At 69.7% G+C, this 7,721-nt stretch carries 4 protein-coding genes and 1 pseudogene; 3 read left to right on the forward strand and 2 right to left on the reverse strand.

Annotated elements, in window-relative coordinates; genetic code table 11:
• Positions 1-334: 334 nt before the first annotated feature.
• Both ACIBA9_RS37995 and ACIBA9_RS38000 read right to left on the reverse strand, forming a co-directional pair.
• Positions 335-628, reverse strand: a complete 294-nt coding sequence (locus ACIBA9_RS37995) for a hypothetical protein (protein WP_399370332.1) — start codon at positions 626-628, stop codon at positions 335-337.
• A 346-nt stretch (positions 629-974) separates the two neighbouring features.
• Positions 975-1,427, reverse strand: a complete 453-nt coding sequence (locus ACIBA9_RS38000; protein ID WP_399370334.1) for a hypothetical protein — start codon at positions 1,425-1,427, stop codon at positions 975-977.
• Between the two features lie 325 nt (positions 1,428-1,752).
• Between ACIBA9_RS38000 and ACIBA9_RS38005 the strand changes: the two genes are divergently transcribed.
• From ACIBA9_RS38005 to ACIBA9_RS38015, 3 genes and pseudogenes are all read left to right on the forward strand, one after another.
• The gene (locus tag ACIBA9_RS38005; RefSeq protein WP_399370336.1) at positions 1,753-4,266 is read left to right on the forward strand and encodes a Helicase associated domain protein; all 2,514 of its coding nucleotides are present in this window, start codon (positions 1,753-1,755) and stop codon (positions 4,264-4,266) included.
• A 660-nt stretch (positions 4,267-4,926) separates the two neighbouring features.
• Positions 4,927-6,444, forward strand: coding sequence for an integrase (locus tag ACIBA9_RS38010; RefSeq protein WP_399370338.1), 1,518 nt, complete (start codon positions 4,927-4,929; stop codon positions 6,442-6,444).
• A pseudogene (locus ACIBA9_RS38015) lies at positions 6,441-7,721 on the forward strand (hypothetical protein); the annotation flags it as partial. The gene ACIBA9_RS38010 and the pseudogene ACIBA9_RS38015, both read left to right, overlap by 4 nt.

A 7,721-nucleotide genomic window follows, 5' to 3' on the forward strand; every position in this document is an offset into this window, starting at 1 on the left:
GCTGCGCGATGTGCAAGCGAACACCCGCGCTGCGCGCGGGTGTTGCGCTCCCGCTCCGCGGGAGCGCTAGCTGACCGCTGCGCGGTCAGCTCACCGGCCCTGCTGCGCAGGGCCGGTGATGCTCCGTTCGCTGCGCTCCCTGGAGCGGTGAGGGCTTCGCCCTCATCCGGTGCCTTCGCTGCGCTCCGGTCACCGGGTGGCGCTGCGCGCCACGAAAGACCGGCCCCGCTTCGCGGGGCACGGTCAACGGGCCTGCGGCCCGGGCAGCTACAGGGGGTGGCAGGGGCGGGCTAGCCAGGCTGGGTGGAGTGCCGGCCCAACAGAGGCCGGGTGGCTAGAAGACCTGCCTGCCAAGGTCCCGTCGCATTGCGATCCGCAACTCCGCCAGCAGGAGCTCCCACCTGTTCCGGGCCTGCGCGTAGTCCTCACTGGTATGGAGCGCTCCTGCCTCCACGAGGTCCCTCAGGTCGCGCAGGGACCGAAACACTGCAGTCGACGCCTCGACAACTTCCCTGGGCGCCACCACCGCAATCTGATAGCGCAGTTCATAGGCATTCCCCTCGTGGAACGCCTCAGCAGCCCTGCGGACGCGTTCCTCATCTGACAGGCCCGTCGGCCTGGCCGCCATCCGCAGCTGGTTCCTCGTCCGGGCGAGAGCGGCCAGGTAATCGCCGTACAGCTGCTGCCGTGCAGCCTGGTCCGTATCTGATCCGTCGCCAGCGTGGAGGCGATGCCGATGACAGCACCCAGTGACGTGCTGACGATCGGCCCCCAGTCCATGACAGGGGATCCTACGAGCCCTGGACTCTGCGGGAGCCCTGGCGGTGCGCAGCGCACGGACCGGCGGGACTCTGTCCTGCTACCGGGCTTCCGCTTCGCTTCAGCCTGGCCGGCGCGTCCGCTGCGCTCCCCCGCATGACGGCCTTACGGCTGCGCCTCCACGACCGTGGGCCCGCTGACGCGGGCCTAGCCGGCTACGAGGAGGGCGGTCGGTTCAGCCTCGTTCCGAGTTGCTTTGGCGGCGTCCACGGCTTCGGAAGAGGCGGTGGTCCTTCCAAGGCGCTACGGAATTTCTCCTTCAGGCTTTTCGGTGGCGCTTCCTTCTCTTCCTGCGAGTGCATGAGCCGGGCCGTGGTCACCCGTATATGGCACTCACGGTGCCGCTGCCTCACAAGCACCACCCACGCACCGTCTTGAGTCAGGAACGCGTGACGGGCCGGCTCGTCTCCCGGCAGCGCATGCCGGGCCAGCACCCCCGGTATGTAGTTGAGAGCCGCATCCTCGGCCGCCGCCACCGCTTCCGCCTCGTCCTGGCCGATGTGATAGGTCCCCACCAGCATCCACCGGTGCAGCCTGAGTTCCACACCGTCGGGGCGCTTCGTCGTTCGGGTGTCCTCCTCGATGAGGACGTACCACTCGGCAGTCACAGCCGGCGCCTACCTGTCTTCCGGGGCCTGCGGGCCACTCTTGTTCGATGCGGGCACGGACGGCAGAAGGTCCCCCGCGCTGGAAACCATCATGCTGCGTCCTGTCTTTCTCGATTTATTATGCTTCATTTTTTAATTGCGATATAGTCTGGATTGGTGAGGTACCACCAGTGGAGGTGTCCGAGGCCGTGATCACCGTCAGCTGTCGGATCTGTCCCCCGCGGCGGTCCGTGACCTTTCTCAGCCGCACGACATCATTGCTCAGCCTTGCCAAGGGACTTGGCGAGGCTGCACCGGTCTCCGACAGACAGCAGAAAGCCGGTCGATGGCAGTGAAGGAACTCCGCCCCCACCAGCGAGAAGCCGTGGACGCGGTACTGCGTGCCCTTGAATTGCCTGCAAGATCTACTGTGCCCGAGCGAGGGCTGCGGACACAGGTGGTCATGGCGACCGGATCGGGCAAGACCCTCGTCGCCGTGCGCAGCGCCGAGGAGCTGCGGGCGGGCCGTGTGCTGGTCCTCGTGCCCTCGCTGGACCTGCTCGCGCAGACCGAGGCCGCCTGGCGTGAGGGCGGCCGCACAGGCCCGATGATCGGGGTGTCGTCCCTGCGAGGTGAGGAGGCGTCCTTCCCGAACACCACGGACGCGGACGAGCTGGTCGACTGGGTGCGACCGCACGACAAGGTCACCGTGTTCGCCACCTACGCCTCCCTCGGGCTCGGCACCCTGGAACGCGCGCACACCGCCGGCCTTCCGGCGTGGTCGCTGATCGTCGTGGACGAGGCGCACAGGGTTTCGGGCCGGATCGGCAGGCCGTGGGCGGTCGTCCACGACAACACCCGCATCCCCGCCCTGCGCCGCCTCTACATGACGGCCACGCCCCGGCTGTGGCAGTTGGACGGGGACCAGGAGCAGGGCGCGCCGGGCGAGCTGGTGGCGAGCATGGAGGACGACCCGGACGGGCCGTTCGGCGCCAGGTGCTTCACCCTGACGCTCTCGGATGCCATCGACAGGGGAATCTGTGCCCCCTACCAGGTGGTGTGCGTGGACATCACCGACACCCAACTCCAGGCCGCACAGCTTCTGGGCGCTGAGGGCCGCTCGGACGAGGTCCGCGGGGCCCGGCTCGCGGCGCTGCAGACCGCGCTGGTGAAGGCGTCGGCCGAGGAGAACTTCCGGCGCACGCTGGTCTTCCACCACGTCGTCAAGGAGGCCGAGGCGTTCGCGTCCGGCCTCCCTCACGTCGCCGCGCAACTGCACGCCGCCGACCCCGAGCTATACCCCAAGACGATCTGGGCCAACTGGCTGTGCGGCGACCACAAGCCCCACCACCGGCGCCGAGTCCTGGACCAGTTCTCCCAAGGGATCGCCGCTGACGGCACCGTCGTGGAGAAGACGTTCCTTGGGTCCGTGAGGGTGCTCGGCGAAGGCATCGATACGTCCCGCTGCGACTCCGTGTACTTCGCGGACGTCCGTGGCTCCATGCCCGACCTCGTCCAAGCCGTCGGCCGCGCCCTACGCATCCACCCCGGCGAGGGCAAGGTCGCCTCGCTGGTCGTCCCTGTCCTGCTCGGACCCGGCGAGACAGCGGACAACATGCTCACCAGCAGGGCGTTCGCTGGCCTGGCCAGGCTCTTGGAAGCTCTCCGCGCGCACGACGCCCGCGTCCTGGAGGCACTGGCCGAGCCCCAAGCGCGCAGCCGTGTCAGAGGCGTACAGAGCCGCTCATGGGGCGAGGAAGGCGAAGCTGCCGAGGACGACCGAAGCAACCGGCTCTCGGTGCCGGCCCGGGAACTACTGAAGTTCAGCACGCCTCGTGACCCTGCGCAGCTGGCGGCGTTCATCAACCTGCGTGTTCTCAACCCCGAGCATCAGCACTGGCGGCGCGGCATCGAAGCCGCCGTCATCTACGCCCGCGAACACAGCGACCTGAAGGTGCCGTTCACCTACCGGGTGCCCGGCGGCCACGACCAGGCGGTGGAGGCCGAGGGGTGGCCGGCCGCGCTCGTCGGGTTCCCACTGGGGCAATGGATCGCCGACGCTCGCCGCTTCTACGCCCGCGGGGCTATGGACGCCGAGCGCATCGCGCAGCTGGAGAAGCTGGGCATGGTGTGGTCGCACTTCGACGTCGCGTGGGAGGAAGGTCTCGCGGCGGCGCGCGAGTGGGCAGCGGAAGCGGGCCACCTCCTGGCGCCGCTGCACGCCACCTACAAGGGGTACCGGGTAGGGATCTTCCTGAAGAACGCCCGCGCCGCCGCCCGGAAGGCTGCCGAGAACGATCGGCGGCGTGCCGAAGGACTGCCGGTTCAGTCGGCGGCCGGCGCCCTGTCGGAGGAGCGCCGCGAGCAGCTGGACGACATCGACCCCGCCTGGTGCCCCACCTGGCCCGTGGAATGGCAACGCGCCTTCCACCTCACCCGCCAGCACCTCGAAGCCAGCGGCACACTGCCTATGACGCCGGGCGACGTTGTGCACCAAGGCGAGGATCTGGGGCGGTGGGTACGAGCACAACGGCTGGGCTGGGAGAAGCTCACCACGGTGCAGCAGTGGATGCTGGAGCACATCCTCGGCATCCAACCCGCCAGCGACGACGAGAAACCGGCGCCGCGGCGCAGCCAAGCGGACAAGTGGGCTCTCAATCTTGCCGCCGCCACCCAGTACTACCAGCGCGAAGGGCACCTGCGCGTACCGCGCAAGCACATCGAGACGATCGTTGGCGGGGGCCAGGGGGAGCGACAGCTACGGCTCGGTGCATGGATCGGGAACCAGCGCAGCCGGGCCTCGACGCTGTCCCCGGAGCGAATGGAGCAGCTGTCCGCCATCGGCATGCGGTGGACATAATCCAGACGCGCAATACCCGCGCCGCCTCCTCAGAGCGTACGCAGGGCGTATATCTCGCGTACCTCGCCCGCATCCGAGTGCACGGGCAGACGACAGCACAGAATACGGCCTGGCCGCATCGGCCGACCACGACCGTGGCCGCAGGACCCTGACGAAGTCCGGGTAGGACAGCAGATCCTCCACCGGATCCGGCCGGTATGCCTGCGCGGGGCGGGCATACCGCGTGTAGCCCGGGCAGAGAGACCAGCAGCATCTGTTCTACCGCGCTTTTCAGGGCCTCCACGGTGCCCTTCCGGTAGGGCTTATAGGCCGGCGGGTCGTGAACGGGGAGCGCGAAGCCGCCCAGGGCAGGCGTACGGTGCGGCCCGGCTGCCGGTCCAGGCGGCGGGCGATACAGGACATCCCGGTACGTGAGTACGGCGACCAGCACCGGACGCCTACGAGGAGGTGGGGGCAACCGCTTTTCCGGGTGTCCGGCAGATGGCAACCCCGCTCCATCTTGAAGCATCCGCTCCTCGCTGATGACGCATTCACCGGTTTTCCGGGTGGGGCAGTTGTGCGGGGCTTGGCTTGAGGACATCTGGTGGTCAGTGACCGACCGTGCACAAGCGATCGTCAGTTCCGCAAGTAGGCCGTGTTCACACTGAGAGGAGCACCAGGATGCGTGAGCCGGTGTGGACTGTGCACTTCGTTTCGCGGGATGTCGTGCAGCCTCAGACTGTCGCGCCAGAGCTACAGGGGCTTCCAGGCGACCTGAGTGCGTGGCTGGACGAGGCGGGCCTGCCGGACGGGCTGCCGTTCTTGCTGTCGCCGCGATGGGAGTACGACGTGGTGTTGAACTCCTATTTCCAGCGGCCGCAGTTGGTGGTCGCGCCATGGAACAGCAACGCCAACCGGGCCCGGGCCTTGGCAGCGTTTTTGACATTCGTGTACCGGGCGCGGGGCGGGCGGGGGTGGCGGGAGGTCACCGAGGCTGATCATCTGGCCTTTCACCATTGGCGGAGGCGGGATGCGGCCGGGCCGCGGGTGTCGGGCGGCACGTGGAGCCAGGACGTGTCCCACGTCAACCAGTTCTACGGGTGGGCCGTCCGGCAGGGGCAGGTAGGCGCGGTGCCCATCCCGCACCGGCTGTCCAGGGCCGCGCCCTGGGGCGTGCCGTCTGCCGCCCGCGTTCAGGCGACGGTTCCGGCGACCTATGCCCATGACCGCAGCGGTGAGCGCATCGAGTGGCTGCCGCCGGCGTCGTACCGGCTGTGGCGGGACGTGGGACTGCGGGGATACGGGCCCGACGGGCTGCCGTTGCGGCGGTTTCGGGGGCGCTGGGCGGCGCGGAACGCGGCGTTCGCCGACCTGATGGTGCGCACCGGCATGCGGCTGTCCGAGCAGGCCCACCTGACGAGGCTGGAGATGCCCACCGGGCCTGGGGCGGGCGGCTATCAGCGGTTCTGGCTGCCGGGGGCGATCGCGAAGTACTTCTCCGCCCGCTGGATCTATGTCCCGCACAGTGTGGTGGGCGAGCTGGCGGCCTATGCGGAGCTGGACCGGGCGGAAGTGGTCGAGGACGCCCGCGCGGCCGGTGTCTACCGCCGATGGCGCCGTCCGCTGGTCGTCGATGACCTGTCGCGGCCGCAGCTGGCCCGGGTCACCGGGAGCAGCACCGGTCGCGTGGTGCACCTGACCGAGCTCACGGCGGGGGAACGGCGCCGGCTGCTGGTGGATGGTGAGGGCGGCCTGGAGCCAGCGCTGTTCTGGCTCGGGGAGGGCGGGCAGCCGCTGGCGGTGTCGACGTGGAAGAGCGTCTTCGCCGATGCCAACAAGCGCTGCCAGGCCCGCGGAGTCGCGTTGTCCTGTCATGCCCATCTGCTGCGGCACAGCTTCGCCGTGGTGGCCTTGGAACAACTGCAGCGCGGCCACATCGCAGCCCTCGGCGAGTTCAACGAAGGCCAGCGCGGCCACTACACGCGGATCTTCGGTGACCCGCTGGACTGGGTGCGCCGCCGGCTGGGCCACCGCTCCGTGGTGACGACGACCGTGTATCTGCACGCCCTGCAGGAGCTGGAGATGGAAACCCGCATGGCGCTGGTGCCCGATACCTGGGAGGACCCGCGCGATACGCCGATGCAGCGGCTCAGCGACGACCTGTGCGCCCCAGCCAGCACGGGCGGAGTGAGCGAGTGAGCCGGCGGGGGCGGGGCAGCACAGGCCCGGGCCGTCCGGCAGCACTGCCCTCGGGCGCCTACGCGCCCGCCGCGCCCGTGCAGCAAGGAGCCGGCGGCACGCTGGTGGTGGCCTTCCACGGGGACGACGGCCGCCGCGCCACCTTCGACGTCTCCCGGCTGCCGCTGCCGGGCTGGCACCAGGCGCTGGCCGCCGCGTTCGCCGCACGGACCGGTCCGGCCGGAGGGCTGCGCACCCACGCCGCGGCGCGGACAGGCTGGGGGTCCCTGGTCCGCCTGATGCGGTTCCTCGGCTCGCTGCCCCAACCGCCCACGGTGCCGGGCGAACTCACGCCGGAGCATGTGAGAGCCTTCTACGCCCACCGGATGGCGACCTCGCCGGCCACCGCGCGCCAGGACCTCACCCGGGCCCGGCTGCTGTTCACCCGGCCCGGTCTGTGCGAGCAGGTCGCACCACAGGTGATCGACCACCTTCGGCGACGCCTGCCCGCGCCCCGGACGCCACTGGTGGCCACTGGCACCGCCGCCCCACCGGTGACGGGCGCCACCAAGCGGCTGACGAGCGGATACTCCGACGGTGAGCTGGCCCGGCTGATGGCTGCGCTGCGGGCGGATGCCGCCAAAATCCGCGACCGCATCCGGGCTGGGGAGGACATACTGCGCCGCTACCAGAGGGACCCGCAGGCTCTGGACGAGGAGGACCGCGGCCTGGGACGGATGCTGGAGCAGATGGCCGCCACCGGCCAGGTCCCCACACCGCCCGGCGCCCGCCCCAACCCGTTCGCGCCCGAACGCCTTGCTCTGGCTGGCCGTCTGTTCCTGACGCTGCGGGACCTTCCTCCGCTGTTGCTGCTCGCGGCCGCACTGTCCGAACGCAACGGTGAGACGGTCAAGGAACTGCCCGTGGCGCACCGGATGCTGGAAGATCGGGCAGTCGAGGTGGTCATCGTCAAGCGCCGGCGGGGAGCGACCCGCTGGTCGGAGACCGTCACCTGGGAGATAGGCGCCCAGGGCCGGGAACTGCACACCCCCGGCGGGTTCTACCTGCTGCTGCTGGAGCTGACCGCCCGCAGCCGCCGGCTGCGCGGCTCGCCATCACCGCTGCTGTGGTGCGTGTGGCGCAACGGCTATGGAGCCGGGCTGGGGGTTGCCGATGACCACTGCGCGCCGTTCGAGCACTCCCTGAGAAGCCGTATCTCAACCGATCATGGAACGTGGAGGTCGAACAGGTTTCCCGCACGAGTGATCTCCGGACGGCTGGCGCATGAAGGCAGGGCC

The organism is Streptomyces sp. NPDC051452 (assembly GCF_044454765.1).
Taxonomy (GTDB): Bacteria; Actinomycetota; Actinomycetes; order Streptomycetales; family Streptomycetaceae; genus Streptomyces.